Source organism: Halobellus litoreus (genome assembly GCF_024464595.1).
Classification (GTDB): domain Archaea; phylum Halobacteriota; class Halobacteria; order Halobacteriales; family Haloferacaceae; genus Haloquadratum; species Haloquadratum litoreum.
Genome location: NZ_JANHAW010000004.1, coordinates 1 through 26,562 on the forward strand (window position 1 = coordinate 1; position 26,562 = coordinate 26,562).

A 26,562-nucleotide genomic window follows, 5' to 3' on the forward strand; every position below is an offset into this window, starting at 1 on the left:
ATTGGGAAAACGACAGAATCGAACGTGGGGACACTCCTTCAAGTCTATACGCTCCAACCCCGATTCCAACAAGCAAGATGCCCCAAGCCATCCCCAGAAGTGGTGGGGGAGACCCTCTGCCAGAGATGAGTGCGAGTCCAGACAGGAGAGCGATTATGACAAAATATGCTGTGACGAGGACCAATAACCCTCGCTTAAACGCAGGAGGGGCTATCTCAGGACGAGTCATCGTTTGAGATTCTGAAGACTTATTTAAATATTTTCTACATCTTAATTAGTGTGAACTATTTGATCTGTCTTGACCGATTCCTCTGTAGGTGCGGGAAGACTTCTGTGATGCCCTCCGAGGGAGTCGGCAAATGGGTCGGCGCAGAGAGCCGGCAGTCAGCCTCCCCTAAGTCAAGGACAGAACGCGTAGAGTGAAATCTGTCTTCCAGCCAACGCTGGCTTGATTGGACTGCCGTCCCTCCTCAAACGTGTTGGCGTGGTTCCGTATCCATCGCCAACACACCTGGCACCCGCAACACTCCATCGACAGACTCCACCGGGCTGTTGAGTGCCCCTGCGTTTCCCTCCCACCCACAACCAGGGACCGAAAGCCCGAGACTGGGGTCGGAGTGTTCTTCACGCGATTCTTTACAGCCGAATCAGCCGTGAGACCCTGCTCGCGTAATTCACAATAACTAAGCGTCCTGTGGTGACTTTCCCACAGTGATGCCCTCCAACGTAGCCCTCCTGTCCCGCGAGCTATCCCGCCCGTACTACGAGGACGCCTTCCCCGCACACGATATCTTCCACGCGAAACGCGTGCGTGACGTCGCGCTCCAGCTCGCGAACCAGCATCCGGACAGCGTCGACCGGGATGTCCTCGCTGCAGCAGCGTGGCTTCACGATATCGGGCGACCACTCGAACGCGTCGGAGAAATCGACGACCACGACGACTGGGCAGCCGACGAAGCCACGCCCCTCCTCGCCGCGGAAGGAGTGGCATCGGACCGGATCGCGACGATCGAACACTGCCTGCGGGCACACAGCATCCGGAGAAGTTCACCAGATCCCGAAACGATCGAGGCACAGTTGCTCTTCGACGCTGACAAACTCGACGCAACCGGTGTCGTCGGGCTGGTTCGCCTCGCCTGTATCGTCGGTGAACGCTCCGGACGCATCGGCGAGCAGTACGCCATTATCGATGACGCAGCGACACTTACCGACGATGCACCCGAGTTGCCGGATGTCGGTCTCCTGCGCGAGTGGGCACGTGAACGCCTCGACGCGTTGTATACTGATCCAGGCCGCTGCCTCGGAGAGTCACGCTGGGACGTGATGGAGAGTTTCTTCGACCAATTTGCCTGCGAGATCGACCCAGACACTGCGCAGTAAATTGGTTGCACTTACCGCTCGAAACAGGTGTGCCAACTGTTCTATGACACCCTATCTCTTAGTTTAGCATCAGATTGACTCTCGGTCAAATGCCGTCGCGTGGAGACGTTTGAATCAACAGAAGATCAGGGATGCCGGGTGCGTACAACCTGCTGACGATACTGCCGTAGGCCGTCACTCTTCGCGAACGCTAGGCGGAAGGAACCGCGGCTCCTCGCACTCGCTGTCGTCGTACCACAGTACATCGTCACCGGCCTCGATGTCGTAGCGATCAACGATCTCGCTCGGGACCGTGATCGTGGCTTCATCACACTGGCCACATTCCGGTGTATGTACGTTCCATCAGTATTCCCACGCACCGACCACGAGTAGGTGATTGCCGATGATGGACTGTGTCCGACTCCAAGACGGCGGGGCGTCCTTCCGACTCACTATTCCCGCACGGATGATCGAGGCCTCTGGTCTCCTCATCAAAGAAACGGAAGATGCCACTATCGAGGACTCACACTTGGCGGTTGAGGATCCGATGGCACTTCTGCAACTCGATGAATCGGAGGGGATTATCACCGTCAAACTGCCCGAACCATCCGAAGAAACTCCTGAGCCGGAGGCATCCGAGCCGACGCTCACCGATGTCGAACGAAAAGTCCTCGAGGAAGCCAACAGCGGAGCGGACTGATGCGCGAGGAGATCCCCGTTCCGATTCAGACGCTCCCGGAGTATGGTTTGCGACTCCGGAGCCAGCATGGGTGGGCGCTGCATCGCTTCCCGGTGCCCGATCTGTCAGATCCGACCCCGGCAATCCCGGCGTGTGTGGCTAACGGCGATCCAGGCACGTTGATTTCAGATGGCCCAGCGGACTATTTCCGTGCGAAACTGGACCTGGCGGTTCGTTCCCGGCAGTACTTGCTGTGTTCGCGACCATCCTGCTTCGGACGCTTGACGGCTGTGGATGGGGTGACCTGGGACGAGGCGGCGGCTGGCGATCGGACTGTGCCAGAAGTCGTGCAACAGCACGAAGCTGACTGAGGGGTCTTGGTTCTTCTCTCGGAGGTGCTGATGCAGAGTGAACTACCCCTGCCTACTCACTCGCGGCGTAGCCGCTCGTTCCTTGAGGTAGGGGCTTCCTGCTTCCACGACGCGCTTTGCAGATACAGGTGTATCCACAGGGAGCGCAGTCTCCACAGGCGTTCCTTCGGAGTGACCCACTCCTAGGTCGGTGAGTCCGCGAGAAAGAATGTTCCACGCCGCGTTTGCGTCTCTGTCCGCCTCGAAGCCACAGGCGGGGCAGGAATGTTCACGCACCCACAGCGGTTTGTCGGTTTCGACGCCACACTGAGCGCACTCTTTGGTGGTTCCTTCGGGTCCAACTTTCACGAAGTGCGTGCCTTGCCGCCCACACTTTGTTTCGAGCATATCGGTGAAGGTGTTCCATGCTGCCGACGCCGTATTGCGGCTGTTTCGTGGCGACTCCAGCATCCCTTTCACGTCGAGGTCTTCGACCGCGACAAGTTTGTACTCCCGAGCGTAGTAATTCGAGAGTTTGTGCAGGAAATCACGCCGCTTGCGCTTGATTTCGAGATGGCACTCAGCTACACGTCTACGTTGTTTCTCCCAGTTGTTTGACTGGTACTCTTTGCGCGAGAGTTTCCGCTGTTCCCGTTCAAGCCAGCCACGTTCTTCCGAGAGATCAAGTGATTCGACCGCTGTGCCGTCTGTATCGTGAGTATACCTCAGAATCCCCACGTCGATGCCGACTACCTCCTCGGCGTCGATCTCCTCCAGCGGTGGCTTGGCTGGTGGTTCTGTGTCCATCTCAATACCGAAGATGGCGAACCACTCGCCGGTTTTCTCCTTTTTGAGTGTGACTTCTTTGACTGTGGCGTCGTCAGACAACGGTCGGTGGAGTTCGATGGGGATGTCTGCGAGTTTCGACAGCGACAACACGGTCTGACCACCCTTCTTGTCGAGTTCGAAGCCGGACTGGTTGTAGGTGAAACTGCGGAATTCCCGAGGTGACTTCCACCGAAGTTCACCGACCTTGTAACCCTGCTCTTTGAGCTTCCCGAGTGCTTTGACGTTTTTCGCAATCCGCATAACGGTAGGCTGAAGCACTTTCGAGTACACGTCGGTAAGTGCGTCCCACCAGTCTTTGAGGGCGGGAAGCTCATCACGAATCTGCCGGACACGCTGTTTGACTGTGCCATCGGATTCGGGAATCTGGTTGAAGCGGTATAGGACGTGGTTGTAGAGTTGTCTACAGGTATCGCGGTGGTAGTCCAGCGTCTCACGCTGGCGTTCAGTCGGCTTAAGGCGATACCTGTAGTTGTAGTTCATCGGTTACTCGTCGGGTTCAGAGGTTCGGACGATTTTCACGTCTGCGCCACGCCACCGCTTTGGAACGAGGACGTGTGCGCCGTTGCCGGTGGCTTTCACCTCGCCCTCAATGACTTCGTGGCCTTCGATTTCGTGCCTATCCATCACCAATATTTAGACATTGTATCAACATGAACGTATTGATGCGTGGGCCTGTGGGCCAGCAACAAGCGGGCGTATGAGAGACGATGACGGCGCTGTATCCCCGACCTACTCGCTCCCTACGGTCGCTCCTTGAGGACGGGGGCTTAGCGCCTGCATTCAGCTAAAACTGCGTGATAGTGCCGGTGTGAGACTTTTTGACGCGCCTAGCTAGCTCCTCCTCGGAGAGACATACGTAGTGCCCTGTCTATTTCGCTGTATTCGGCGCTGAGAGTCACTGTCAGCTGGATGTCTTTCAGCCGTCCCAGCCGCCATATTCAGTGGCAAATTCACGTCCGGTGCAGTTGTCGGTAGCCAACCCAAACAAGCGGAACTCGACGTCCTCGAAGGGAATCCCCCAGACACCGAGATCTGGCGGGAACTCTGCGTTTGCGGCTAGGCTGGCGTATGCTTGCTCTGTATCGGCGTCCTCGATCTCGTAGATCTCGCCAGTCATAATGACACTCCGCCAGATCGCCGGGTCGTCTGCGTCTTGCTCGTACACCGTGAGACAGACATTCGGGTTGGATTCGATCGCTTCACTCTTTCGGCTGCTGTAGCCGCCACCCCACTGCATCGGAAAGACCATCTCTTCTGCATCGTAGCCGAAGGAGATCGGGATTGCATACGGTTGTGTGCCGTCGATCAGTGCCAGCACGCCGATGCCATTTCGAATGAGCACTTCATCGATTTCAGTGTCGTCGAGACGTCTCACTATATCTGAGGTTCCATTCCACTAGTCTAAAGGTTTCTCGTCGCCTGGCCAGTTGCGGATCTGTCGTCGGAGTGCTGTGGGCGAGAAACAGTTGCAGGATGGGGTTACACACGCGAAAGAGGCATCCACGCTCAGTGTAGCTTCAAGCCTGAAACTGTGAGTCCTCGTGGCCGATATTCACCTGCCAAATACGTGGAACTTCTCTGACGCCGTGCGAGATACAGGGTGTGAGTCTTGCACGACGTTCTGCGAAAATAACGGGCAAAGGGCATCAATCGGTACAGTCAGCATAAGCAGTTGCCTGAAACCCACGACGGATCGAAAGTTAATACATATATCCGACACTCGTGTGTTCCTATTTTATATGCAATTCTGTGACGAGTGTGGTTCGCTGATGCACACGGAGGGCGACACGTGGGTGTGTCGCTCCTGTGAGCACGAAGAGCCGCGGGATTCGCAAGCAGAGGCGGCAATGGCAATCCAAGATGGACAGCAGGACGATGGGGCACCCGCCGTGGCCGACGCGACCCAGGGCTCCACTGAGACGATGCAGGAGTCCTGTCCGGCTGAGGACTGCGACAGCGACCGGGCCTACTCCGAGATGATGCCGAAGCCGGGCGGCTCCTACGAGGTTCGGCTGTTCACTTGCGTCGAGTGCGGCCACAAGTGGCGCGAGTCCTGACAGCGCATCTCGCAACCCCCGCGCTACTGAGCGGCTGGTTCAACGTCTCCAGCACGAAAAAAAGAAGCCGCCGTGCTGCATAGGACCTCTATATCCGTCACGCCTTTTCTGTCAGGTGTTGGTACTACCTTCCGTCTGTTGGAGTAGCGGACCCACGAGAACAGGTTTGAAACACCACTCAGGAGATAGCAGTACGATTCCTTGGATGATCACTCAGTGAGACGGATGGTCCTCAAACAAGCCGGGCACCATCACCGCGACTGGGAGGATGAGTACTGCGATACCCAACAGCAATAGCGGTCCGAACTGAGGATCGACGCCGATAACCGACGCGGCCGCTGTCGCGATTGGGCGTGTTTCTTTCTCGAGACCCTGGCCAGCGATCCCAGTCGATGCGATCGCGATCCCAGCAGTGATGAGGGCCGGCGGACCACCTGCTTTCAGCGCGCGGACGGGTCGATTCGAGGGGCCTTGCCTAGACATCTGCGATGGCCTCCTGGTGTATTGGCAGACTCATTGAACAAATCAATTGATGAAATCTCGGGCAAGTGGGTACTCCCACGGGGTCCCGAAGATCGCTTTGATCGTTGCGACGAGCGTGAATAGACTTGTTAGAAGCCAAGCCAGCCCGGCAGCGAACAGTAACACCGTCCCCAGCAGGCCAACGATATTGGCGAGTGGTCCAGGGAGGGGAGACCACGAGACCATCTCGCCGCCAACTGTCATCGTATCCGCACCCAAGAGGAACGTCAGGAACGCACCGAAACTGAGAAGCAACACCGAGACGTGCCAGTTCAATGCATTTCGCGCGTTCGCTTTGGTGAACGGGTGATCAGAGACGAGGTAGACGAGTCCAGCTCCGAAAGCTCCTGTAAAGAGGGCTAATAGATGGACAGCGATACCGCCGATGGAACGTTTAGTTAGCAGGTCGGGACCACGATCGGACGTCATTGTATCTGTATCCATATGTGATGTGTGGATGGGGAGGGTAGCTTCAGCTCGATTCACGTCGTCGGCAGGAGATGTAACGGGCCAAACCGACTGCGGACCCGATGGACGATTCGCTCGGCGACCAGCAGGATACCGCTAAATACGAGTACATTGAACGCCGTTGCCCACAGTGCGATATCGCTCTCGAGACCAGGGTCGAAACCCAGGATGGTCAACAGGCTTCCAGCAGCCAACAGCGCGAGTGACAACTGAAAGCCAGCGAGAACGAGTGTTCGCACCCCGACTGTATCCTGAAGTGTCAGGAAGCCACGGGTGGAAAGCCGATCGAGCGGGGACTCGGCCATCAGTGCACGTTTGCCTTCCGGCGAGAGTGGCCACTCCGAGTCGGGATACTTGATGTAGTAGAGGGTGACCGAATCAGGATACGCTTCGGTCGCTACCACATCGAGCTCTTGGAGTTCACTTAGTCGGTTCCGAACTGTGGCTTTACTCACATCGGGTTTCACGCGCGAGGCGAGTTGCCGGCTCGAAAAGAATGGCCGGTCAGCTTCGAGCATCGTCTCGACAACGTGTTCTTGTGTGAGCGTATTATCGAGATTACTGTCGATACGCCTGTCAATCCAGTTCGGGGTGGGGACCACAGCGAACTGACGTATGACAGGGGGGTAGAAAAAATGCAGTCCGGATTTCGCGGCCGCAAAACGGTGTTTGTAGCCCTCGAAACGGCTAAATCAGGGCTTAAGTGAGAGTTACTACCTGAACCCGGGGTCACGTCGCCCCGTATCTCACTACCGAGGCCGTCGTCGACCACTTTGTGGACGTCTCGCAGTCATCTTGCTCGAAACAGATGGCGAGATCGTCGACGAGATTATGCTTGATCGTTCGGAGCTCCCTGCTGGCGTGCGCACAACCTGCTGACGCTACTTTCGTGAATTGTCACTTATCGCGTACACTAGGCGGGAGAAATCGCGGCTTCTCGCGCTCACTGTCGTCGTACCACAGCACATCGTCACCGGCCTCGATGTTGTAGCAATCAGCGATCTCGGTCGGGACCGTGATCGTGTAACTGCCGTTTGCCCCCTGGATGCCGCGCGTATCCGCGAACAACTCTGTCAAGGACTTCGACATATCTATCCAGTCACTTGGAACTCACTTGATCCCTGTTAAGACAGCAACTTCCCTATGAATCCAATAGGTCCCAATTGAGTCTCCGGCGATTGACTGGCTACATAATCCTTGGCTCCTGACACCAGAGTATGCTGATCCCAATCAATATCCCCTTGTACCCCACTCAACTGGGTGATGCACGATGATCGACTGCGTGACACTCACGGACTCCGGGGAATACTACACTATTACGGTCCCAGGGAAGATGCTCCGCACAGCTGGGCTCTTGGTCGAAGAAGTTGAAGATGCGACGCTCCAGAACACTCATTTGGCGGTTGATGATCCAACGGTACTCGTACAACTCGATGAATCGGAGGGGGCCCTCACGATCCAACTCCCCGACCCGCCCGAGAATGTTCCTGACCCCAATGTCGAAAAGCCGACGCTCACAGATGTCGAACAAAAAGTTCTCGAGCAGGCTGATGCCGGGGCGGACTGATGCGCGAGGAGATCCCAGTGCCGATCCAGAGTCTACCGGCGTACGGCTTGCGGTTACGGAGTCAGCAGAGCCACGCCCTGCATCGATTCCCGGACTCTGACCCTTCTTCTCCGACAGCGGCCATCCCAGAGTGTGTCGTACACGGCGATTCTGGGGCACCACTCTCCGACGATCCCTCGGACTACTGCCGCGCGAAACTTGATTTGACGGTTCGCTCCCGTCGATACTCGCTGTGTTCTCGCCCGTCGTGTTTCGGCCGGCTGTCGGCCGTCGATGGCGTGACGTGGGAGAAGGTGGCAGCCGGCAATCCGTCTGTAGCTGATGCCGTCCGACCGGCAGACGCTGATTGATTATTGTCGATCGTTGACCGTCCGAGGTTCGTGCCTTCCCCCGGTGACCGATCAATGACTACGGTTGTTGACACCCAAACTAGCGGCCGTTGTCGCCTTCCTTTGCGATCGTTGCTGCCAGTCGCTACGGAGTCGGTGGTGCGATGATCACGCGCTCGTCGGTAGCTGTGCGGCCCTCCGTGAAGACAGCGAAGTCACCACCAGTGGTGGCTGTGAGCGCGAGGACAGCCGCATCGACGACATCGTCGAGACGGCCGGACTGAATCCGATAGTGCCACGGTGAATCCGCGCGGCGCTCGTCGACGAACTCACGCACTTGACTACCGAACGCTTCATCGATGGCCTCGAGGACGTCGAAGCGAGTGTCGATGCCGTCGTCCTGTTGCTTCGAGCCAACTGGTTCCATCTCTGTTTGCCGTGTGAACTGCTCGAAACACACCTCAGGGTGGCTCTCATAGATGCGTGATTTCGCATCCTCGTGTATTCGCAGGAACGTGTCTACTTCGCGGATTCGCGGGATGAGCCCCCAACTCTGACTTCCGAGGCCGTTGTTTTTCTCACGAGCGTCCTCATAGTCGCGGGTTTCGACTGCCTCACGTGAGGGGACAGAAAACACCGAACTCTGGCGACTCCCGAGGAATTCTTTGGCGGCCTCGTCGCAGGCCCGTGGTGAATCCTCTGGGAGCCCGATCGGAATATCGACGAGGAGTGCCTCGGCTTCGCGGTGTTGCTCCCACACATTGAGGATCGCTGGCTCGGTCGTGATCTCGACGTCGCCTGACTCACCGAGTGCGACGACAACCCAACATCCACTCGCCCAATCAACTCCCACTGCAGTACTCATACGTGCGCGCTCTCACGGCGAAACCTTCCTTCTACCGCCGGCAGATCTCTCCTATGTATCACCGCTGCTGTCTCCGAGTTGAAGATGCCTAACAACTCTGAATAAAGAAATCGTATTTGCAACAATTGGTAGGGCTAAGACAAGGGCATATGCATACTAGTCGCCAGATCTATTTGGTACCTTGTTTCCGGTCCAGGAGTACCCCCACACGGTGACAACTATATATCCGAGTATGAATACTGGAACGATAACCAGCGGGTCGATCGATTGGAACTGTATGCGTGCCCCAGAAAACGTATTCTCGGCCCGCAAGAGTGCGGGAGTTGCACCGCTTGGCGGTCCAAAGAACACGTTGTGTTCAGCAAAGTTGACGCCTATATGTAGGCCAATTGGCAGAGCTAACTCGTCGGAGAGAATATAGGCCAAACCAAACAGTCCGCCCATAACCGCCGTCATAACGAGTGCATAGAGGAGTGACTCACCGTCTGGGTTCGAGCCAAGCGGTCCGTGAAGAAATCCATACACCAAGGAACTGCTCATCCAAGCACCACCCGTTGCCGTCAGCGGAGCGAACCCGCGAGCCGCGAGCCCCTCGGCGGCGTTCTTGAGGAAAATACCACGGAATATCGTCTCCTCCCAGAATCCGACGAGGAGCCAGCCGAGGATCGCGACTCCAATCCCGAACAGGAACGAATTACCGGTGCCGGTGGAGAATTGTTCGACTACAGTAACTGCCCCTCGCTGGTAGTGTAGTCCGAACGCAAGCCCTACCAGACAGACTCCTATAAGGAACCCTCCAATAGCGTTGAGCCCCCAAGATGGGGAGAGAGTGAATCCATATGCAGTAATCTCACGATGGTCGATGTATCGGGCCAAGATGACCGTCGAGACGAGTACAGCGACGACGGCAAAAAAATGTCCGAAGACGGGTCTGTAGAGTGGCGAAATTGGTGCTGTAGTAACGATTAGTACGCCTCCCAAAGCGCCCCCAAACGTCAGTAGAACTGCGATCAGTATGCGTAGTGACGCCCGTAATCGAGTGTCAGTTCTGCCACGTAACAGCCAACGAAATCTGGATTCGGTAGGATCTGTCATCTGGTTTCCCTTCATCGCGCAGTCAGCACTGAAGCAATGTGGTAGATTACCCACCGCTTCACGTGGTGAAGTGCCCGCCACCTCTTTATGAGGCGTCGTCAACAGCCGACTATAGTGAGTGATGAAGACGAGTTGAGTACTGTCGCGGGACTGTTAGAAGATGAGACGGTACAGACAATCCTCACTGAAACGAGTCAAGAACCGATGGCTGCTCAAACATTGCGCGAACGATGTGACGCGTCTGGGCCAACTATTTACCGACGCTTAGAACAGTTACAGGCGTGTGATCTCATAGTTGAACGCACACGTCCGGATCCAGCCGAGGGGCATCACCGAAGTGTCTATGCGCCGAACGTACGGAAGATCACGATTACACTACGTGAGGGTGAGCTCCGGTTGCAAATCGAGCGAACAGAGAATATGGCTGACCGATTCACACGGTTGATCGAGGATATCAGATAATGAACACCGATCTCCTGGTACAAGCTGAGGTGACGACGGAAGTGCTGTTGCAAGCCTATGAGATGGTAGGCGTTGTTCTTGGACTGTTTATTGCCTATCTCGCTTTTCGGGGCTACCAACGCAACGACAGCCGGCCGATGTTATTCATCGCTCTTGGATTCAGTATCCTCCTAGGATTGCCTGCGGTGGTGTTTCTGATCTCTCTTGTGCTTCCCTCAGTATCAGAACCAACTGTACAGATTCTCACCCAAACTTTGGAGATTATCGGACTCATACTCATTATATATGCACTGCGGATGAGTCCTTGATCTATGGACCGCACCACGCGAGTGGTTGAAACAGAGTTTCCGCACACCGTATAACGGGCCAGATCTAACCGGTTTCATTGTCCGCTTAGCGACTGAGGTCTCAAGTAGTCGAACGAGATTTATGAGTACTAGCTCGGCGGTGACGGGTGCCACCAGCAAGACGGTCGGTGATATTTTCGATGCAATCGAGGAGGTCGCTGCCGGCTCAACGCGACTTGTCCGGCGACGGAAAACCGACCGGGTGGACAACCTCTACGTTGGCTTCCCGGAGACGACTGCATAAAAATGACTCTGGGACATATTACAGTTGTCGTAAGATCGGTGTGGGGGTGTGACTGTAAGATCGGTCGAACGAGCGCTTCAGCACCCTCGCCACGACAGTCGAAACCACCGCCGAAAACAAATCTGGATGATCATACACTCAACGCGCTTGTATTCGCTCGTTTCGTTAGACTGATCGCCGTCTTTTCTCCCGTCTTTCTCCCGTCTAGACGGGTGACAAAGACGTGCGGAACCATCTTACGACAACTGTAAGATCGGTCGAAGGGAGAATCGAAGTTACAGCGGAGTCGTATCGGAAGCGCCCAGGTGAGTGTGATCTACTCGTGGTTTCCCGCGTGAGTGCGCGCATACTGTCGCCAGTTATCTTCGAGATGCTGTTCTGCTTCCCAGACGGAGAACTCGACGTCAGTATCCTTGGGCTGGTCACGTCGATACAGCCGATCGAAGTGGACTGTTTGGTGAGCCGTGTCGATCCGCGCGATCTGGATCTCTTGCTCCGTATCCGGGTCGTTGTAGTGAATAGCGACTGAGAACTCCTGGATAGAATTGATATCCGGGGTGACCGAAACAGAAATAAAGTACGGCCGATCCTCATAGTGGCCTAAAAGTCGTGTGTAGAGCTTCGACATCGGTATGTAGGTACCGAGGCCGCTTATTTCAATCTGTGTTTCAGTATCCGAGCATCGAATTCACGGGGCAATCCTTTTAGCGTTGTGTTTACAACACAACGATAACAATGGCGACAACTAGCGATCCGACACAAAAGAAAGCGGAGGTCACTCGCGCGCTCATTCGGGCGGGTTACGATGACGTGTTGATGATCGATCGCGAAACGGCAAGTTCTGTCCTCACGGAGAAACGGCAAGAGCTACTGGACCGGATCCGTGACGGTGAGATCGAATCCGTCCGCCAGCTGGCATCCGACATCGGCCGAGATAAAGCCGCCGTGAGTCGTGACCTTGAGCTACTGTTCAGGTACGATCTGATCGAATACTGTGAGGAAGGATCCCGAAAAATCCCGCAACTAAAACACGACACGGTGATCGTCGAGCCGATTGTTTAAGATCGACTCGAGCACGGACGCCCTCATCCCGACCACGAGCCCCGCTCAGAAATAGGGCCTAGAATACCCAACACCATACATTCAGCTCGAACAAGGTATTGTATTCTGTTGAGATGCTTTGATCTTCTCATCAATCCAAAAAGACTACAATAATAGTAGTCCGCTCTCAGAGTGCGGTTCAGAGGCACCCTATCACATCGGCCCTCTAAGGGGTTTCTTTCACATCTCTCCTGAAGAATCACCTAACAGAACTAGCCTGCCTATTGAACGGTGAAGATTCTATCAGATACAAGTGATGTGCATAGGAGCGTGCTGAATACCTCGAGCGAATCGGTCGAGAAAGTCTGCGCCGAATCGGACAACCCAACTTATTGATTGGCGCTGTTTCCAGCTCCGTTCCCGTTACCCCCGCCTTTGCCGCCAACACAGGCGTTCGACGGGGCCGGGGCGATGAGCCACGGCGTGTAGTCTACTGTGGCGCTGCCGCGCTCTAGGGCCCATATTCCCTCCCCATCGGGATTGTCGTCGTGGGTGGGACCGGATCGGTCGTCCCACCAGTTGCACTCGGCAACAAGTGTGCCGTCCCCATCCTTGCTTTCCACGCCGTTTGGGGCGAGGAGGTTGTTCTGCCTAACCGTGGCCTCACTGGCGTCGGCATGATCATCAATTCCGAATGCGCTACCCGGGTACGGCGCGGCGTCCCGGCCGTCGTTCGCGCTAGCGAACACGTCGTAGACGCTGCTATCGTTCAATCCAGAGATGTGATTCTTTTCGACTGTGATGTCCGTGGGAACGCCCGAAGCACTGCCGGAAGACGTGAGGACGATGCCCCACACCCAGCCTATCGAGTGGTGGTCGGTGATTTCGTTCTCTTCTACGGTGACGTTTTCGACGCCAGCCTGTGCCTTTACACCTGCTATCCCGCCGTAATTGGGCCACGTGGTCGCATCACCGTCGCTTTTGAATCCGCGGATCACGTTGTTCCGAACGGTCACATCGGAGACTCCAGCGCCGAAAACCTGGACACCGTGGAGAGTGAAGCTGCCTTCCCCATTACTCAGATCGGCGTTGAAATCCTCTATCACGGTGTTTTCGATCACGACATCGCTCGCCTTGACGAGCACCCCGGCCGGGTCTGGGAAGCTTCCCCCAAGGAAGGTCTCGGAGGGAGAAATGTGTAGCCGGCGGACAGAAGCACCCTCTCCATCTTGAGTGATCTCGATCTGCCCATCCAGTGCGGCCGGGTTGTTGCCGTTCGGCGAGTTTCGGCCGCGCAGTGTGACCGCCTTATTTACCGTGACATCTTCATCGTAAGTCCCCTGCCTGATACAGATGGTGTCACCGTTGTTTGCACCATTGACCGCGTCTTGGATTGTTCCGTAGTCGTCCGGGACGACGATCTCACATCTCTGGGCGGCGGCTGCTCCTGACGACGCAGATAATCCAGCTATACTGATAGCGGATGCGACAGCGCCCCGTTTGAGAACTGCCCGTCGTGATACGACTGTCTGAGGCGATGGGAGTTGTGACATAAGACTTTCCCCTTTCACAGGTAGATCGGAGATCAAAGTTATAGAGTGATTACCCACTCTGATGTATCAGGATCAACCAGAGAGAGCGCTGAACTCACCCTCTATATTCAGCAAAGGATTCCTGACAGATGTTGAGTAGATGATGCCCCGATATGATACAGCGTTCATCTGTCTTGACCGATTCCTCTGTAGGTGTGGGAAGACTTCTATGATACCCTCCGAGGGAGTCGGCTAATTGGTCGACACGGAGAGCCGGCAGCCAGTCTCCCCAAAGTCAAGGATGGGACGCAAAGAGTGAAATATGTCTTCCAGCTAACGCTGGCTTGATTGGACTGCCGTCCCTGCCTAAGCGTGTTGGCGTGGTTCCGTATCCATCGCCAACACACCTGGCACCCGCAACACTCCATCGACAGGCTCCACCGGGCTGTTGAGTTCCCCTGCGTTTCCCTCCCACCCACTATCAGGGCTCCCAAGAGCCCGAGACTGGGGTCGGAGTGTTTCTGATGCGGTTCTTAACGTCTCCCGCGCACGCGATCAACGGCGTCGCTGCGTCATAACGCATCTAAGCCCTTCTAACGCCTAGTGAGGGATAGGACTTTGACTAATCTTATACGTCTGTAACACAGTGTTACTGTAACGTAATGAGCCAGAAGAGCCTCCTCCCCCTGGCGTTCCTCTATGCCCAGGGCTCTTCTGTAGACGGTGCTACACGGTTCCAAAAACTCGTCTTTCTCGCTCAGCGAGAGGGCGGTCTCGAATCTAAGTACGACTTTCACGCCGAGAAATTCGGGCCCTACTCATACGATCTGGCCGACGATCTCAAGTACTTCATCGAAAGCGGATATGTCGAGCGGAAGGTCGAGACCAACGAAGTTGGACACGAACGGCATACCTTCCGGCTCACTGACGAGGGCTACAAGGTCGCTAGGAAGATGGCTCAAAAAAACCGCTACGAACCGATTTTCGATATTGTGAATGAGGTGAAATCCAAGTTCAACGACTGGAATCTGGAAGAACTGCTTCGATACGTCTATCGCAAATATCCGGAGCTGGCTACTGCGACCGACCTGGATACCGACCGTCTGTTCGATCCTGACTCGGACTCGCAGTTCCTCGAGCCCGCAGAGCACGAGTTCCTACACGCCAGCCCCCAGGAGACGTTGGAACAAAACTCCTCAGCTGAGGACGTCTTTTCACTCGACTGAATGATCTTCGGAGCCGAACGAGCGGTGCTCTACCTCGAAAAGCCAGTAGAAACGCTGCAGGCGATCGACGGTTCACGAAGACAGGGTATCCGTAGCTCGATCGAGAAACTCCTCGATTCGCCGGATTCAGCATTCGACAAATCAGTCGGCTCGCATATCCACCAAGCACGGGACCTCGGGACGTACACGCGCGCGTTCTGCACTTGGTGTGTTGATGAAGATGCCTCACGAGAGCTTTGCGTCGTGCAGGCGATCTACGGCAAAGGCAACGAGGCGAAGTACTTCGAGATGGTCGACCGCTTCGATCAGGATGGCAAACAGTGGAAACAGCAGTTCCAGGAACTCCCCGATGGAAACTACGACGAGTGGGCCGAGTCGATTGAATCGAATGGCGACCTGATTCTGGTCCGGTCAGACTGAGCCAAACCGGAATTGAGGCAGCGGTTTATTCAATCCCACCGACAAGGTCAGCCTGCACTCGCGGATGAGCATCGGCTCACTCTCCGGGGTCAACCAGCTCCAACTCCGACCCATCAAGTTCCTCAGTTTGAGGCAGTATCCGTAGCACCTGCCACACTTGATCGGTGACCCCCGGAAACACGAAGACAATAAGCAATGCGAGCTCAATTCAGCTACCAATTCCTCACCAAATCTTGGACTGAGTGAGAGGTAGATGCCGGCGACAGCCAGTCCAAGAACCGCGCCGACGGGATAGACGAGTAGCCACCAAACTGATTCGTGCTTCTGCAGTCGTTCCCACTAGAACACGACTGCCAGCAAAAATTCCACCAACCATTGCAGCCGGGAAAATGAGAAGTAACGAGAGTCCCATTGAACCATCTGCAGTCTGAGTCGATGGCTTCAGCAGGTAATTTACGACAGAAATGTACACTGAGAAGAAAATGAGTAGTGCACTGACCACGAGGGGAAATTGAGAATATCGACGAGTGAGATTCACAGATAGATACATAGTATTCCTATCACGGAGTAGTTTTTTTGCCCGATCACTTCCCACCGGTCTTCTCTGACAGAGGTCGTTGATATATTCGCACGTACACAGAGCAGTTAGAGATCGACGATCATAACGACTGGACCGCCAACGAAACCACGCGCCTGATCGATGTCGAGTTAGTCACGGCTTCTGCGCAGGCACGTCGTTACGTTCTAGCTCGACTGGGGTTGCTTCCGATTGGTGTCGGTTAGACTCACAACATTTCCCATCCCGCGGCGTTTCCGCTCGATGAGTCCATCGCGCTCAAGCAAATCCAACTTGCGACTGACGGTTGATTGTGAGAGATCCGTTTCCGCAACGACTTGTTGTTGTTCTAGATAGCCGTCATGCTGGAGGACCAGCTCGTAGATCTGCTGTTCATCGTCCGCAAGGGTTTCGAGATTCGATTCCCAGATGCGTTTTTGTCGTTCGAGTGGGTCTGGCACAGTTGCTGTCGACGAGTTATCCGGCTCGATAGATGCCGTTTTGTTGTCGTCCGTGTCGGCAGGTGGTTTCGACGGTCCGTAGTCCGTGAACCACAGGTAGCCAGTCGTGATTCCACCAACCCAGGCTGCTGTGAGGAGTACCACTACATCACGGAGTGTGTACACGCTCGGCACGCGATGAATGCTTGATGTACTTCCTTTGATCGTAACCATCACTGGGGTCGGGTTCCAGACCAGAAATATGACCGTCCCGATCGACAGCAGGCAGGTGACTGCTGCGAGGAGGGCTGTTCTGGAGAGCGGGCGCCAGGGCATACACAACGTCGCTGTTGGTACCCTCCGGAAAAAGTATATCGTTTCACCGACATTCCAAGCAATTTCCAATCCTGCAAGGCTTTGGAAAGACTATGGAATCGCCTCCTCTAACCACTCTATATCAGGTCTTTCACTAATAGGACTATGTGAGATCACCCCCGATAGTGGTCTCAGAAAGAAGATATGATACGACAAATGTACAACCGCAAACTAGTGATCTATGGCCTTGTGGCCGTTGCTGTTGCCGGGATGATCGGCGTCACAGCAGCAACGGTCGCAGAGCCGTCGGATCGAGCAGTTAACCACACCGGAAGTGTCGAAGAGGTGTCGAGCTCGAAGGGGACATCCAACATCAGTATCACGGCTGCCCACAACCTGCCAAACGAGAGTGCGGTCGACTCGCTGGAAGGCACGCCAGTGTCCGAGATTGTCGACCGGCCGCGTGGGACGACGTTCGGCGAATTGACTGCCGATGAGATGCAGACGCTCAAAGAACAAACTGTTCTGGGGACCTACTCGGATGAGCAACTCGCAGCAATCCAGGATAGCGCCATCGGTGCCTGGTCTGCATCCGACACCTCATTCACTGCCCGCGTCACTACAACTCGGGACAACAGTAGCGATGCTGGCGTGAGCGTGCAGGCGCCTGAAAAACTCCCAGAGGAGAGCGTTGTCAAGGAACTCCCGGGCACTCCAGTCACTGAGATCGTCGATGCACCTAGAGAGACGACATTCGCAAATCTCTCTGCATCTCAACAGGACACCCTCAGAACAACGACGGCACTTTCGACCCTCTCCGACGAGCAGTTCGAAAAGATGGTCGAGTCGAACGAGATGCAGATCGGGTCCGTGTCCGTGTTGAACGATGCAACTGATGACGAAAAGATCTGGTACACTGCACAACGGCGTAATTGAGCGCTCGTTCAGATGGTGATTAACAGCTCGCAGCCGACCAGTGCTGGCCGGTAGGTTACGTGCTTGCGGCCGCGGGTCACTCGCCTGTGGCCACGATTGTAGCTTGAACCAGAATATAACTGTTAGAGCCAGCCACAGGCACCGCACACCTAGAGCGTGAACCGCTCTCTCATTTTTTGCTCTATTGAATCGCCAGATAGTGTTGGAATCAACGGGCGCGTACTGTTTGATGTTGTAGACGAGATGGTGGTGAAACGGAACACAGCGTCCATCGCGGGCTTGACTGGTGACAAAGGATACGACGACCAGACGCTCCAGCTGCTCGCCCGTGACCACGATATTCGACCACTCATCAAGCATCGGGAGTTTACACCTCTCCACAAAGCGTGGAATGCCCGACTGGACAGCGATCTCTTCCACAGGCGGAACATGAACGAGACAGTCAACGCGGCGATCAAACAGAAATTCGGTGCATTCGTCCGGTCACGTCTCTGATGGAAGCAGTTCCGCGAACTCGCTATCAAGTGCATCGTTCATAATTTGGAGCGAAGCCTGGCTATTTCACACGAGGAGAGTGACCGTCCGTGAGTTCGAGAGGCAGGGACTGCTGAATACAGCATAAAGCAATGGTTTCGTTCTCCCCGTCAGGACTGAACCCACTGCTCAGAAAAACCGCCTACTTGTCACCCGATTCGGTAGTTAGAATTTCGAACCGTGCACCGCCTTTATCACTCTCAGTTATGTCGATCTCCCATCCGTGTGCCTTTACGGCCTCGTTCACGATCGCGAGTCCGAATCCAGTCCCGTCTGTTGAGGTCGAGTATCCACTTTCGAATACGTCCGCGTAGTCTTCCTCGGGTATTCCTGGACCACCATCTTCGACGTAGAAGCCAACATTCTCGTCGAGTTCTCCCACGGCAATCGTCACGTCGTCCCCACCGTGTTCGACTGCGTTTCGCAACAGATTCTCCAGAAGTTGCTTCAATCTACTGCATTCGGCCTGAATGGTGCAATTAGTGTCAATCCGAAGCGTAGAATCTGCCCTCTCAACCGTTTCCCAGCACGTCTCGACCATGCGCCCTAAGTGTACGTTGTCCACCTTCTCGATCTGTTTCCCCTGCTGAGCAAGCGTCAGCAACTCCTCAATGAGTTCTTCCATCCGTTTAGCTGCCCGTCGGCTCCGGTCAAGATGATCGAGATCCTCTGTCTTCTCGATCAAATCCAGCGATCCCTGAATGACATTGAGTGGATTCCGCAGGTCGTGACTGACGACGGAGGTGAATTCCTCAAGTCGCTCATTCTGTCGTTCCAATTTTCGTTCGCGCTGCTCCCGCCGTGTCATATCCGCAACTGCCCAAACTGTGCCACCACCATACTCGTCAGCAAGCCCAGTGACTCGTGATTCGGCGGGGAATGACTCGTTAGTTTCCGAGGTGATTTGCCATTCAAGTGGTCGCGCTTCACCGGCCAAAACTTGTTCGTGGGTGGATTCAACCTTCCTTTGAGTGTCCTCGTGCACGATTTTCGTCACAGAGTAGCCGAGTAACTCCTCCCGGTCTTACCCGGTCAACTCCTCTAATCGGTGGTTTACCAGGTCAAACTCACCGGCTTCGTTCAAGACGAAAACCCCCGCAGCCACAGTATCGATGACTTGGCGATACCGTTCTAGCTCTTGTTGTCGTTCTCGTTGATCGGTAATGTCTCGAATCGCTCCGATGATTCTGTGGGGGTTGTCATCTTCGTCGTACAATATGTATCCATTATTTTCAACGAGGATGTATGACCCATCAGCGCTCCGAAGACAATATTCCTTCGAGAACGTGGTCTGGCCTGCGGATATCCATTCATCAAAATCCGTCCTGATTCGATTCCGATCGTCAGGATGGACGTGATCGTCCCACCACTCAAGTGAGAGATTTACGTCGTCGACATCATAACCAGTCACCTCAGAAAACCCTTCCGAGACCTCAAGTTCCCCCGTTGTCGGACTGTATTCCCAAACGACATCAGAGACAGCCTGCAAGGCGTGTTTGTTCCGTCTTCTATGTCTCTCAAGAAACCGCTTGGTTCGAAACTGTTCTGCATAGTTGCGGATTCGATTGGCGAGCAACTCGAACTGATTCGATCCCTTGTGTTTCGACAAATAGTCCGTCACGCCGGCTGAGATCGCTCGGCTGGCAATTTCTTCACTTCCCTTGCCGGTAAACAGAATAAACGGAAAGTCGGGCTTGATATCTCTAACCTGGTCCAAAAGTTCGAGACCAGTCATTTCGGGCATGTCGTAGTCAGACACAAAACAGTCGATTCTTCGATCGCCACTAAGGCATTCCAAACAAGCTTGGATGGAAGTTTCGCTTTCCACAGTTATCGATGGATACTGTTCAAGCTTCGTGGCTGCTAAATCGAGAAATGCTCGGTCGTCGTCTACGTGAATCACACGATAATTACTCATCTTCACTCACTGTTCAGATTGTCCGCTTAGTCCAGCGAGGTATCCCAATTTTCTCCTTCTGTATTCTGGAATGAATCGATTCGCTGTTGTATTTCACTGAGACTCGACGACGCTCCCTGACTTACTCCAATAGCTTCGCTGATGCTTTTGTTGACGTGCTCGAGAGTCTCGACCGATTGATCGAGATCAGACTCGATGGTCGCGACGAACGCTTCGATTTCCTCTGTTTGATCGTGTGTCTTCTGTGCGAGCTGTTTGACTTCGTCGGCCACGACTGCGAACCCGTCGCCCTCGCCGCCGGCTCGCGCGGCTTCGATCGAAGCGTTCAGAGCCAGAACGTCCGTCTTGTCGGCAACGTCGTCGATGAGGTCAACTATGTCGTAGATTCGGTCAAGTGTCTCGTTGAGTTCCGCTATGCTCTGCCTCGCCTCGCTCGCCCTCACCGCAATCTCCTCCAGGTTTTCTTCAGTCGAAGAAGCCTTTTGATGCCCGCGCTCAGCGATCGTGTCTATGTCTTCGATAACACTAGATATCTCGTGAACCAACTCTGTTGGCGGTCTGTTCCCCCCTTCATTCTCAGGTTTTTGACTAGACATAATTGATACCCAATTGTCAAAGTGTAACATAATAACCCTTTCTCAAAAGGACAACATTTTTACATATGACTAATAGTAATTTATACGTGACAGGTTTGCCACCAGTACTGACCGACTCAAACGATCCCAAATCTCATTGTGCAAGGTGCTGACTATGCGCGTTGTATTCAGCAGGACTGCTGAAACCTATTACCGATTGAGAGTTTCAACAAGGCCGATTGACATCCTCCTCCGCCTGAAGGCGGAGGAATCCCGACCGCAGTTGGGATATTATGGTTTGCAGTCTACCACTTGTTCCTGCGGTTGGAATCCACTGGACAAGTCATAAAGGTAGACTCCGGGCTGTGCCAACCAGCCGGTACTCCTATCCCTACTCAAATCGGGTGCGGACTCGGAGTTACTTTGGTTCACGTCGAGACGGATGTTCTCCGCCCCGTTCATGTCAGCGTTGAACGCCGCATCGTACGTCTCACAAACGTAGAGGCCACGTTCGACACGCTGACTATCGTCTTCTCTACCGCATACGCAACGCGTCTTACTCGTGTTGCGCTCAGACACTTCTACGACTTCGATGCCCTCAACTTTCGCCTTGTATTCGAGGGTGTTCGAGAACCGGTCGAACGCCCGGCCGTGCAGGTCAAGGTTGCCGTGTTTGCCCCAGCTCTTCGACTCGCCGTTGTCGTCTTCGCGGACACCAGCGAGTTTCCCAACGTTGATGCGGCCAACTTCCTGCTCAACACACCGTTCTACGATGTGCTTCGCTAAGGAGTGGAAGAAGTGGGTGCGGCGTTCAGCATAGATCTTCTGTACTGAGCGATTCCTAGTCTCTGCTTCCACGGACTCACAGCGAATCATCAAGGACGATGGCACTTGCGTATCGATGTTTCGAGTGACCAGGTTGAAGCATCAGCCAAGGTATTAGGTGACGAACACGGCATCAAGACCACTAACCAACAGGCGCCTTCTTTCGAGTCCATTGTTGGTTAGTCAGATGAGAAATATGTGTGAGCGAAAATTAAGATGAATACAGTCCGTAGCAGTAAGCAATGAACAAGACGACGTCGCCGAATATCGATCTCACCGGCGAATGGGAGGGCAAAACGGAGAGCCAGACGGTGAAAGACCAGATATACGAGGTCGCCACGATTTCAGCGGTCGCTATCGCGATGAATTCCGAGTGAAGTTGGCCCGTCCGTAATCAGAAGAGCAATGAAGAGATCGGCGTCGAGCGACGCACTCCAGTGTTACAAGTGAAGGTCAGAGAAGAATCCTACCAGCGAACTCATCAGGCCGACTTACACGCCTCGACGACGACCTCTGGTTCGTCGACGAGCTGGTTCACTGTGTGGGCGCCTTTTCCCTTCCCACGACCTTTACGCTCTTGCTCGATGAGGGAGAGAAACGCCAGTTCGGAGAGTAAATCGCGGACGCGCCGCATCTTCAGTGGATCGACCCCGTTCCGTTCACAGACGAGTTCGTACATCGAATAGACATCTTTCGTGGGGATCGCAGAATTGTCATCATGGGCCTCCTGGACCTGCAATGACAGCGCTTGCAACAGATATTTTGAATGCTCTGGCTGCTTGGCGATAAGTTCGGAGAGCCGCGCCTGCTCTTCGCGGTCGTGTGCCTCGTCGACGTACTCAACACGCACCGTATCATCGCCGTGTTCGTCCGCGATCTCGCCTGCGTAGCGAAGGATATCGATCGCCTTGCGTGCGTCCCCGTGTTCTTTGGCAGCGAGGGCAGCGACCTTGGGAATGAGGTCCTCGTCAAGGATACCTTCACGGAACGCGTCAGCACGGGACCGGAGAATCTCACGGAGTTGGTTCGCGTCGTACGGTGGAAACACGAAGTCCCGCTCAGATAGACTCGATTTGACGCGCTCGTTCAACGAGTCCTTGTATCGAATCTTGTTACTGATGCCAATGACACCGAGGGTACTCTCGGTGACCTTCCCGGCTTCAGCGGCCCGCGACAGTTGCATTAACACGTTATCGTCCTCGAGTTTGTCGATCTCATCGAGAATGACGAGCCCCACATCGAGTCGCGCATCGAGAATATCCCAGAGACGGCGGTAGTAATCGGAGGTACTCACACCAGTGTGCGGGACGGTGATATCGGTCTGGACGGGGTCGTTGAGTGCTTGGGCGATCGTGCGGACGGTCTGTGTCTCAGTCGATTCCTGAAAACAATCGACGTATGCGACCCCGACCTTGATCCCGTTGTCGGCGGCTGCCTGCGTGAGATCGCGAGTGATGTACTTTGAGCAGAGGCTCTTTCCGGTCCCTGTCTTCCCGTAGATTAAGACGTTGTTTGGGGTGCCTCCACGCTGGGCATCTTTGATCGCGTTCGCAAGCTTCTGGAGTTCCTGATCGCGCCCGATAATCCGGTCACCCTCCGGAAGGTGACTCACCCGAAGGAGTTCCTTGTCAGCGAAAATCGGGTCCGGATCACCGAAAAATGACTCGGACTCACTCATATCAGCACCCTCACAACCCTTCTATTTCAATTTTGTCTACCGGAGTGCCGCTGTAAGCAGCAGCAGTAATTCGGGTTCGATGTATGTGAATCGAAGATACTCCCGTGAGCGACCGTTAACCATAGGATCTCTGAATCTACGACCCCGGAATGCCGCTGTAAAGGAAAGGTAGCCCCGCCACTCCCACACCCCGCGTTGCCGCTGTAATGGTGCAATAGGCAAGGGTTCCAATCGAAAACGAGGGAACTACTGTTGTATCGCGGTCCCCAACCGGACTAAACGGAGAAAACCTCACAGGAGAAAGTCGATATACAGACCTCAATCTCGGGTCTTCGCCAAACACGTTGTCGTCTTGGTACGCCAAATTGCGGTGCGGTACCAGACCGTACAATACAATATAAAACTATGGGAAAGAAGCTGCCGCGTGGTAGAGGAAGATATCGGCCAAAACGTGTTTGGAGATTCTATACACCACATTAACAGCAGTTTACAGCGGCAACGAGGGGTGTGTCTGTGGGTCTGTCTGAGTTGGCCGATCACCGATGTGTGTCTTCACGTCAGCTGACTTCACCAGACCCCGATCCGAACGGCTCTCTGGTGGGATAATGGACAGCCGGCACTTCTCCGGCGATTATTTACAGCGGCAACGAGGGGTGTGTCCGTTCGATCGGCAGTTGTGAACTCATCTCTCAGCCATCCACAATTGAAGCCGGTGTTCGGGTCGGCATAGTGGATCCGGTAGTACTGGTCCTCTGCCGTGAAACGCCATTCAACGTCAAGTGTCGGCGGTGTTGGCCCGGTTGGTGGTGACACAAGCGCTGGCGCAATCCGCGCCTGGAGGTATTTCTTGACGATGCTGTCCGGTTCATACGTGACGTTCTCGACAACTGGGTAGCGCTGAAGGACATCCTTGAGCCCTTCGTAGACGGAGCTATCGATGGTACCAGAAAGCCCCATTCGTTAGACGGAGATCGTATCGCGCTTGGCCGCCCAGTCGTACTCGTTGAGCGCGGCACGAACGATCGGTAGCCGGTCGTTGAGATGCTCCCACTCGGATGCGGCCTCACGGCGGGTCTCGATTTCATCGGAATCATCGAGGTCGGCGATGCTTGCCCGGAGTTCGCCTGGCGTCTCGACGTCGTAGGAGGCCTTCCAGTCGGTAATCTTCGATCGAATCGACTCGGCTGCGGTAGTGAGTTCTTCCCGATCGTGCTCCCGTTGAAGCGCGGCGACCTCACGATACGTCGCCATCAGTTGATCGACACAGTAGAGCGTCTGCTCTCCTTGCTCGATCTTCTGCAGTACGTTGTCTTCGACGAGCTGCTCCAGGTACTTCTGGGCAGTTTTCACCGAGACTCCGGTCTCGTCAGCCACCCAGGATGCCGTCCGAGGCGTCCGCAACGTCCGTGCGGCTGCTCGGACCCGCTCCCCACGTGTTAGGGAGGCCTGTTCAGTTCCGTTCGACTCATTGGCCATACACATCTCTACGAACTACTAGAATATATATCCAAGAAACTGGATATATTTCAAAGCACTGAGCGCCGGTTGTCTGGTCGGCATATAGCGTAACTCTACTGGCGTCTCTCTCGGCTGGATCTCTTCGTTAGTACGTAATCTGTAATCGTAACCTGTAATCATAACATAAATCCTCGATGTCGGCTGTTACATCGGGAGTTTTTTGAACTCTAACTGGAAAACAATGGATCTGTGACTTCTCGACGCCCGTGCCTGAGACACATTGAACGCACACAATCTACTAGCACCATCCAGCCGACGCTGTCACACTATCCGTGCGATGGGAGTTGAGACTACAGCGGGTATAGCGGGGCTATGATGCGTGGTTTCAGCCGAATCAGTGAACGGAACTGACTCAAATTGCTCTCTAAGCGGTCATTCTTGTTGTACTACCAGCCATACACGCGAATTTCGGCGACTTCCGGCAGTGTTGCCACTTAGACGCCGCATTATCATAGGTAGAGAGCCTTTCTATCCGATTCCGGTTTCTTTCTTCAACAGCGTCAACGTGTTATCACCCGTTACGATCGTTGAAGACAGTCCGCTGTAACTCACGCGTCACACCCACATCAGGAGATAGCTGGAGAGACTAAAGAGTCCGTCTAATCGGTGAACGAAATCAGTCTATGAAAGCCATCTCAGACCTCTGAAAAATGGATACGAACTCAGGTCTGGCTCTGATAGAGGAGAACCAGGATGGCAAGTCCGATGAAGAAGTCCGGAAGAAACACGAACGCGCCGATATTTGGGCGAGGGCGGAAGCCGAAGACGTTGTGTACTACTGGATTTGACGTACCCGCGTATAGGAGCAGCGCGAGGCTTAGCACAAGCAGGCTTGCTGTGTACTTGTTTGGAAGGTCGCGATAAAGCTGCACGTAGATGGCTGCGAGTGCCACCAGTAATACGAGGTTCAGGGTTGTAAAGAAAACCTCCATCCGAATGAGCAGTTCAATCTGGGAGGACAGCGCCCTCGACGGAGGGCCATGGGACGGAACTGATGTGAAGAGTGCGACTAAGAGTGCGATACCACTCGCGGTGGTCGCACTCGCTACTGTCGTTCCAAGTGGACTCTTGATCCAGTTACGAATCATCATCAACTCCGGCCTGTTCCGCCACGTCTTCCATGATGTCGAGGTTGTTCATCATTCTGTCTGAGAGGAAGTACATCTGCCCGTAATTGTCACCCTCCGTGGTCACGATATTGCTCTCCTCGAGGACTGCGAGATGGTGCTGCACTGTTTTGTAGTTCAAATCTAGGTCATTCGACAATTGATTGGTGTTTCGTGGCTGGTCGTTGAGTGCGCGGAGGATACGAAGCCGATTTCGGCCTCCACGAGACCCACCAATGAGCCACCAGAGCAACTGCCGCATCTATCGAGTAATCATTTGGTCGGTGCAAATACATTCTGTCTCGGTCCGAACGATACTATACCTCCCCGAATTAGTCACTAATCCAGGAGATAATCCGATCAGCGATTTCACCGTTATTGTCGTCTTGCATCATGAGATGTGTATTTCCGGATATCCCTTCGTCCGGAAGGCTAAGCAGCGTCGATGCGGGACTTGTCTCTCCTGCGAGTTCTGCAGTTGTCTGGGTCGCTTCCTTGCGACCAGTCTGTCCACGCTCGTCGACATAATCGCCATACACACCCATAAATGGTGCATCACCACCCATCTCCGCCACAGTTTGCGGGTCAGTCGGCGCACCGACCGGCTCAACTGCGACGATCCGTTCAACGAGGTCCGGCACAGCTTGTGCACCCGTGAATCCGGAACTACCGCCCGCTGAGTGAACGAGCAGCACTGCCGGACCAACACGGTTGAGAAGCGCCTCTAGAGCGGCAGTCTCCTGAGGTGA

General features: G+C 54.6%; 30 protein-coding genes and 3 pseudogenes. 12 read left to right on the forward strand and 21 right to left on the reverse strand.

Annotation, left to right across the window (positions count from 1 at the left end; genetic code table 11):
• Nucleotides 1-229 (reverse strand): annotated as a pseudogene (locus NO360_RS16815) (CPBP family intramembrane glutamate endopeptidase); the annotation flags it as partial.
• A 485-nt stretch (nt 230-714) separates the two neighbouring features.
• On the opposite strand from NO360_RS16815, the gene NO360_RS16820 reads away from it, so the two are divergent.
• Both NO360_RS16820 and NO360_RS16825 read left to right on the forward strand, forming a co-directional pair.
• Nucleotides 715-1,380 (forward strand): HD domain-containing protein, encoded by a 666-nt coding sequence (locus NO360_RS16820; protein WP_256309020.1) that lies wholly within the window; start codon nt 715-717, stop codon nt 1,378-1,380.
• A gap of 382 nt (nt 1,381-1,762) precedes the next feature.
• Nucleotides 1,763-2,059: a hypothetical protein gene (locus NO360_RS16825; protein ID WP_256309021.1), complete on the forward strand. Its 297-nt coding sequence runs from the start codon at nt 1,763-1,765 to the stop codon at nt 2,057-2,059.
• Between the two features lie 392 nt (nt 2,060-2,451).
• On the opposite strand, the gene NO360_RS16830 is transcribed toward NO360_RS16825, so the two are convergent.
• The 3 genes from NO360_RS16830 to NO360_RS16840 form a co-directional block, all read right to left on the reverse strand.
• The gene (locus NO360_RS16830) at nt 2,452-3,717 is read right to left on the reverse strand and encodes an RNA-guided endonuclease InsQ/TnpB family protein (RefSeq protein WP_256309022.1); all 1,266 of its coding nucleotides are present in this window, start codon (nt 3,715-3,717) and stop codon (nt 2,452-2,454) included.
• 3 nt (nt 3,718-3,720) lie between these two features.
• Nucleotides 3,721-3,861, reverse strand: coding sequence for a DUF2080 family transposase-associated protein (locus NO360_RS16835; RefSeq protein WP_137284610.1), 141 nt, complete (start codon nt 3,859-3,861; stop codon nt 3,721-3,723).
• 292 nt (nt 3,862-4,153) lie between these two features.
• Complete coding sequence (locus NO360_RS16840) at nt 4,154-4,612, reverse strand: pyridoxamine 5'-phosphate oxidase family protein (protein WP_256309023.1); 459 nt, start codon at nt 4,610-4,612, stop codon at nt 4,154-4,156.
• Nucleotides 4,613-4,976: 364 nt separating this feature from the next.
• Here NO360_RS16840 and NO360_RS16845 point away from each other — a divergent pair, with 364 nt between their 5' ends.
• On the forward strand, nt 4,977-5,294 hold the full coding sequence (locus NO360_RS16845; protein ID WP_256309024.1) for an RPA12/RPB9/RPC11 RNA polymerase family protein: 318 nt from the start codon (nt 4,977-4,979) through the stop codon (nt 5,292-5,294).
• A gap of 525 nt (nt 5,295-5,819) precedes the next feature.
• Here NO360_RS16845 and NO360_RS16850 read toward each other — a convergent pair.
• The 3 genes from NO360_RS16850 to NO360_RS16860 form a co-directional block, all read right to left on the reverse strand.
• A complete protein-coding gene (locus NO360_RS16850; protein WP_256309025.1) occupies nt 5,820-6,260 on the reverse strand; it encodes a DUF4870 domain-containing protein in 441 nt (146 codons plus the stop codon).
• A gap of 38 nt (nt 6,261-6,298) precedes the next feature.
• Nucleotides 6,299-6,886, reverse strand: a complete 588-nt coding sequence (locus tag NO360_RS16855) for a helix-turn-helix domain-containing protein (protein WP_256309026.1) — start codon at nt 6,884-6,886, stop codon at nt 6,299-6,301.
• Nucleotides 6,887-7,181: 295 nt separating this feature from the next.
• Nucleotides 7,182-7,373, reverse strand: a complete 192-nt coding sequence (locus tag NO360_RS16860) for a hypothetical protein (RefSeq protein WP_256309027.1) — start codon at nt 7,371-7,373, stop codon at nt 7,182-7,184.
• Nucleotides 7,374-7,554: 181 nt separating this feature from the next.
• Here NO360_RS16860 and NO360_RS16865 point away from each other — a divergent pair, with 181 nt between their 5' ends.
• Entirely contained in the window at nt 7,555-7,851 is a 297-nt protein-coding gene (locus NO360_RS16865) for a hypothetical protein (RefSeq protein ID WP_256309028.1), read from the forward strand.
• A gap of 474 nt (nt 7,852-8,325) precedes the next feature.
• Here NO360_RS16865 and NO360_RS16870 read toward each other — a convergent pair whose 3' ends face one another.
• Together NO360_RS16870 and NO360_RS16875 are read right to left on the reverse strand one after the other, a co-directional pair.
• Nucleotides 8,326-9,045, reverse strand: a complete 720-nt coding sequence (locus NO360_RS16870; RefSeq protein WP_256309029.1) for a DUF429 domain-containing protein — start codon at nt 9,043-9,045, stop codon at nt 8,326-8,328.
• Between the two features lie 156 nt (nt 9,046-9,201).
• Entirely contained in the window at nt 9,202-10,026 is an 825-nt protein-coding gene (locus NO360_RS16875) for a CPBP family intramembrane glutamic endopeptidase (RefSeq protein WP_256309030.1), read from the reverse strand.
• Between the two features lie 575 nt (nt 10,027-10,601).
• Between NO360_RS16875 and NO360_RS16880 the strand changes: the two genes are divergently transcribed.
• Nucleotides 10,602-10,910 (forward strand): DUF7521 family protein, encoded by a 309-nt coding sequence (locus NO360_RS16880; RefSeq protein WP_256309031.1) that lies wholly within the window; start codon nt 10,602-10,604, stop codon nt 10,908-10,910.
• 599 nt (nt 10,911-11,509) lie between these two features.
• Here NO360_RS16880 and NO360_RS16885 read toward each other — a convergent pair.
• Entirely contained in the window at nt 11,510-11,821 is a 312-nt protein-coding gene (locus NO360_RS16885) for a DUF7718 family protein (protein WP_256309032.1), read from the reverse strand.
• 107 nt (nt 11,822-11,928) lie between these two features.
• Between NO360_RS16885 and NO360_RS16890 the strand changes: the two genes are divergently transcribed.
• On the forward strand, nt 11,929-12,255 hold the full coding sequence (locus NO360_RS16890) for an HVO_A0114 family putative DNA-binding protein (RefSeq protein WP_256309033.1): 327 nt from the start codon (nt 11,929-11,931) through the stop codon (nt 12,253-12,255).
• Between the two features lie 368 nt (nt 12,256-12,623).
• On the opposite strand, the gene NO360_RS16895 is transcribed toward NO360_RS16890, so the two are convergent.
• A complete protein-coding gene (locus tag NO360_RS16895; RefSeq protein ID WP_256309034.1) occupies nt 12,624-13,787 on the reverse strand; it encodes a right-handed parallel beta-helix repeat-containing protein in 1,164 nt (387 codons plus the stop codon).
• 641 nt (nt 13,788-14,428) lie between these two features.
• On the opposite strand from NO360_RS16895, the gene NO360_RS16900 reads away from it, so the two are divergent.
• Together NO360_RS16900 and NO360_RS16905 are read left to right on the forward strand one after the other, a co-directional pair.
• Nucleotides 14,429-14,992: a hypothetical protein gene (locus tag NO360_RS16900; protein ID WP_256309035.1), complete on the forward strand. Its 564-nt coding sequence runs from the start codon at nt 14,429-14,431 to the stop codon at nt 14,990-14,992.
• Nucleotides 14,993-15,412 (forward strand): hypothetical protein, encoded by a 420-nt coding sequence (locus tag NO360_RS16905; protein ID WP_256309036.1) that lies wholly within the window; start codon nt 14,993-14,995, stop codon nt 15,410-15,412.
• 744 nt (nt 15,413-16,156) lie between these two features.
• Here NO360_RS16905 and NO360_RS16910 read toward each other — a convergent pair.
• Complete coding sequence (locus NO360_RS16910) at nt 16,157-16,642, reverse strand: helix-turn-helix transcriptional regulator (protein WP_256309037.1); 486 nt, start codon at nt 16,640-16,642, stop codon at nt 16,157-16,159.
• A gap of 28 nt (nt 16,643-16,670) precedes the next feature.
• Here NO360_RS16910 and NO360_RS16915 point away from each other — a divergent pair, with 28 nt between their 5' ends.
• From NO360_RS16915 to NO360_RS16925, 3 genes and pseudogenes are all read left to right on the forward strand, one after another.
• Complete coding sequence (locus NO360_RS16915; protein ID WP_256309038.1) at nt 16,671-16,931, forward strand: hypothetical protein; 261 nt, start codon at nt 16,671-16,673, stop codon at nt 16,929-16,931.
• 8 nt (nt 16,932-16,939) lie between these two features.
• Nucleotides 16,940-17,659, forward strand: coding sequence for a hypothetical protein (locus tag NO360_RS16920; protein WP_256309039.1), 720 nt, complete (start codon nt 16,940-16,942; stop codon nt 17,657-17,659).
• Nucleotides 17,660-17,905: 246 nt separating this feature from the next.
• Nucleotides 17,906-18,247, forward strand: a pseudogene (locus NO360_RS16925) (transposase); the annotation flags it as partial.
• Nucleotides 18,248-18,335: 88 nt separating this feature from the next.
• Here the strand turns inward: NO360_RS16925 and NO360_RS16930 are convergent.
• From NO360_RS16930 to NO360_RS16945, 4 genes and pseudogenes are all read right to left on the reverse strand, one after another.
• Entirely contained in the window at nt 18,336-19,190 is an 855-nt protein-coding gene (locus tag NO360_RS16930) for a sensor histidine kinase (protein ID WP_256309040.1), read from the reverse strand.
• 27 nt (nt 19,191-19,217) lie between these two features.
• Entirely contained in the window at nt 19,218-20,111 is an 894-nt protein-coding gene (locus NO360_RS16935; protein WP_256309041.1) for a PAS domain-containing response regulator, read from the reverse strand.
• A gap of 26 nt (nt 20,112-20,137) precedes the next feature.
• Nucleotides 20,138-20,707: a methyl-accepting chemotaxis protein gene (locus tag NO360_RS16940; protein ID WP_256309042.1), complete on the reverse strand. Its 570-nt coding sequence runs from the start codon at nt 20,705-20,707 to the stop codon at nt 20,138-20,140.
• A 270-nt stretch (nt 20,708-20,977) separates the two neighbouring features.
• A pseudogene (locus NO360_RS16945) lies at nt 20,978-21,505 on the reverse strand (zinc ribbon domain-containing protein); the annotation flags it as partial.
• A 248-nt stretch (nt 21,506-21,753) separates the two neighbouring features.
• On the opposite strand from NO360_RS16945, the gene NO360_RS16950 reads away from it, so the two are divergent.
• Nucleotides 21,754-21,888 carry a hypothetical protein gene (locus NO360_RS16950; RefSeq protein ID WP_256309043.1) on the forward strand — a complete coding sequence of 45 codons (135 nt, stop codon included), beginning with the start codon at nt 21,754-21,756 and terminating at the stop codon, nt 21,886-21,888.
• 104 nt (nt 21,889-21,992) lie between these two features.
• On the opposite strand, the gene NO360_RS16955 is transcribed toward NO360_RS16950, so the two are convergent.
• The 5 genes from NO360_RS16955 to NO360_RS16975 all read right to left on the reverse strand — a co-directional run bounded on the left by NO360_RS16955 (nt 21,993) and on the right by NO360_RS16975 (nt 26,454).
• Complete coding sequence (locus NO360_RS16955; RefSeq protein ID WP_256309044.1) at nt 21,993-23,189, reverse strand: Cdc6/Cdc18 family protein; 1,197 nt, start codon at nt 23,187-23,189, stop codon at nt 21,993-21,995.
• 960 nt (nt 23,190-24,149) lie between these two features.
• Nucleotides 24,150-24,665 carry a DUF7342 family protein gene (locus tag NO360_RS16960; RefSeq protein WP_305149285.1) on the reverse strand — a complete coding sequence of 172 codons (516 nt, stop codon included), beginning with the start codon at nt 24,663-24,665 and terminating at the stop codon, nt 24,150-24,152.
• 704 nt (nt 24,666-25,369) lie between these two features.
• Nucleotides 25,370-25,639, reverse strand: a complete 270-nt coding sequence (locus NO360_RS16965; RefSeq protein ID WP_305149288.1) for a DUF8036 family membrane protein — start codon at nt 25,637-25,639, stop codon at nt 25,370-25,372.
• 145 nt (nt 25,640-25,784) lie between these two features.
• A complete protein-coding gene (locus NO360_RS16970) occupies nt 25,785-26,075 on the reverse strand; it encodes a winged helix-turn-helix domain-containing protein (RefSeq protein WP_256309046.1) in 291 nt (96 codons plus the stop codon).
• A 70-nt stretch (nt 26,076-26,145) separates the two neighbouring features.
• Entirely contained in the window at nt 26,146-26,454 is a 309-nt protein-coding gene (locus tag NO360_RS16975) for an alpha/beta hydrolase family protein (RefSeq protein ID WP_006648151.1), read from the reverse strand.
• Between the last annotated feature and the right edge of the window lie 108 nt (nt 26,455-26,562).